The 2,731-nt window shown below is 36.1% G+C and carries 3 protein-coding genes; all 3 read right to left on the bottom strand.

The window, feature by feature from the left end; translation table 11 throughout:
- Positions 1-127: 127 nt before the first annotated feature.
- The 3 genes from AB1414_18755 to AB1414_18765 are packed head-to-tail and all read right to left on the bottom strand — an operon-like array spanning position 128 to position 2,552.
- Positions 128-679 (bottom strand): hypothetical protein, encoded by a 552-nt coding sequence (locus AB1414_18755; GenBank protein MEW6609454.1) that lies wholly within the window; start codon positions 677-679, stop codon positions 128-130.
- A gap of 26 nt (positions 680-705) precedes the next feature.
- Positions 706-1,350 (bottom strand): hypothetical protein, encoded by a 645-nt coding sequence (locus AB1414_18760; protein ID MEW6609455.1) that lies wholly within the window; start codon positions 1,348-1,350, stop codon positions 706-708.
- Entirely contained in the window at positions 1,338-2,552 is a 1,215-nt protein-coding gene (locus AB1414_18765; GenBank protein ID MEW6609456.1) for an RHS repeat-associated core domain-containing protein, read from the bottom strand. The genes AB1414_18760 and AB1414_18765 overlap by 13 nt, the downstream gene beginning before the upstream one ends.
- Positions 2,553-2,731 lie beyond the last annotated feature (179 nt).

The raw sequence follows: 2,731 nt of genomic DNA on the forward strand, positions 1-2,731 counted from the left end.
CATAAGGATTCAAATCCCTGAAGAATGGTGCACTCATAGCATTTGGGTCTCTATTATTTAAGGATGTTTAGTTTTCAAAGAACAATTTAAAAAAATAAAAATTAAGTATTGTGTCCCCAGAATTCTCTCATTTTTTTATTTTCACTAATTCTTCTCTCAACCCCATCTGATTAGGATAGTGCTTATCGAAGATTTCCTTACATTCTTTCGATTTGTTAAGTACGGTTATCTCTATCTTACCATCATTTACCGCTTCATCAGCTAATGCTCCTAACATGCCAAACATATTTGGCATTTTGAACTTAGGTCCATTCCATTCTACTTTTAAATCTCCTATATAATTGACCGCAGAATTGGTTGTTAAATCGAAAGTGGCATAGTCTTTAGGAAAATTATAAATGAAATCTTTATAAGCAATTCTGGCAAAATGATTTTTACCTAAAGGCAAATAAGTAAAAATATACCCTGTTTCATCGGTTTTGTATGAATACTTACCCCACATAATTTCGTTAAAGAAAAGAGTAACCTTTTGTGTTACATCTTCGCCGTTATAACTTACACTCAATCTTCCAATTACTATTGCCTCGTTGGGATCCACATTCAGAGTAACAAGTTTTCTAGTTGGTGCGCACCCTACCACTAAAGTTAAGAAAACAAATACAGCAATTATCTTTTTCATTCCTAATTTCTCCTCCTATATTAATTTTATTTAAATGGAATACTCTTTACCATTTCTTCAATCGGTCCTTCGTAATATCCCTGTTTCCCTTTTTTTGTAAAAATAAACATTATTATTTGTTTTAAAATTTCCCCTAAAAAATTTGAATCTTCATCGGTGGTTATCCATGCATAAGAATTTTTCCAGAGGACTCTTCCATCTTGAGTAGAACACATCTCTATAGATAATTCCTCAGAAGTATACATATCTTCATAAGTCTCATATAAAATAGGTCTTTCATTTTCTTCTAAAAAGTCTTCTCTTTCTATATCAGGCTTTAATCTTTTTACGCTATAAGTTGACACAGTCCCTTTGAAAATTGCATCCACTCTTTGCTGTTCTTCTGGTAAATAGTCTACTACTGTAAATTTACCACTTTGGGTTAACTTTTTAATAAATGTATTATAAAGTTCCTCAGACAGATATTCTAATTCTTGAGAGGTTAAGATAGGTGCAACTTCATTTATCGAGAATGGCTTAACCCTCACTGTTCGAATATCATATTGATAATAATTATCAGCTATTTTTAAGTTTTTTGATATTGAACTACATCCTATAATTACTCCTATTAGGGGTACAGATAAAAAAATTGGAGAAAGTGCCCTTTTCTCTCGCAATTCTAAATTTCCCATTCTTTTATTTTAATCACTCCCTCAAAATTTCCAGTAATATAATCTTGCCACTCTTTATAAATCATTAAATCAATTACTACCATTTTAGGTAGTTGACCACTGAAAAGGGCACTTTCAAAAAGAAGCATTTTAGGAGTTATATATCTTCCACTTATAGAATCGGCACTAAAAATACCAAAGCGTCCATTTTTAAACCCAAAAGCTTTCATTGGAATTTCTTTTGAACTATACCCTGTCTTAAATCCTAATCTATTTAAAAGTGAATTTCCCTTTGTATCTCCAGGAATACGACTTAAATCAAGTTGATCAAGTCCTTGAATCTTTGTTGAATATTTTTGATTTAGAGACTCCTTAAACCATCCTTTATTCTCTATTCCCCATTCTAAAGTTCCCACGACTGCGCCACTTACTGCGCCAAAGAATGCCCCTCTTCCTACCATTTTCCAAACTTCACTTCCACTCAATCCATAATTCCATCCCATCGCCGCACCATAAGAGGCACCATAGATAGCTCCTGACATCATCCCTCTTCCTACCGTAGCTCCAAAACCACTGCCTGCTGGAAGCCAAGGACCTGCTAAATGTAAAAGTCCTCCACCAAGAGCACCTCCCATAGCTCCAATCTTTATTCCTTCCCAGATATCACCTCCTGTTATAGCTGCACTTACTCCCCCAACTACAGCACCCCATACAGCACCTTTTACTATAGCAGTTATAAGAGGTACAAACCACTCTCCATTAGGGTCAATATACCTTAGTGGGTTATTGGCACAATAGACATAAGGATTATCACCTGGAATTTGAACTGGGTCTGGGGTAATGAATCTCCCCAATGCCGGGTCGTAGTATCTGGCACCAAAGTAGAATAAGCCAGTTGCGTCTAATTCTTTTCCTGTAAAGGTCGGTCCACCAACAGGCCCTCCACCACCAAAGGGATAATAGAAATACTGCTCGACTACCTTGCCATCCTTGTCACTAATCACCCTTGCTGAGCCTAAGTGGTCATTGTGGTAGTAATATGGTTTTGCTGGACTGCCAAGCGGGTTTTCCTCCAACTTAACCCATAACTGCCCATTGCCATAGACATACGAAGTCTTACTGGTAATAGTTACCTTTTCTGCAGGTGGTGACTCTATCTTATTTACTACTCGTGTGAATTCAAATGCCTTGCCATTCCCAAGTGAGGAAAATGGAATTGTCACCCCTTGTCTCCCCAAACTATCCTCAATCCCTACTTTTACATATCCATCTACACCCTGTAATTTTTGTAACCGTTCAGGGTGTAACGAAGGGGAAATGGAGAAATCAGGGAAAAGGGGAAAAAGTATTCTTATTTTAGTAAGAAAATCATATTATTTAGAATGTCATTGACAACTGATGA

The sequence above is a fragment of the bacterium genome, from assembly GCA_040755795.1.
In the GTDB taxonomy this organism is placed as follows: domain Bacteria; phylum UBA9089; class CG2-30-40-21; order CG2-30-40-21; family SBAY01; genus JBFLXS01.

Coding starts and splice junctions, on each gene's coding strand:
- AB1414_18755 (MEW6609454.1), bottom strand. CDS start 679: ATGAAAAAGATAATTGCTGTATTTGTTTTCTTAACTTTAGTGGTAGGG.
- AB1414_18760 (MEW6609455.1), bottom strand. CDS start 1,350: ATGGGAAATTTAGAATTGCGAGAGAAAAGGGCACTTTCTCCAATTTTT.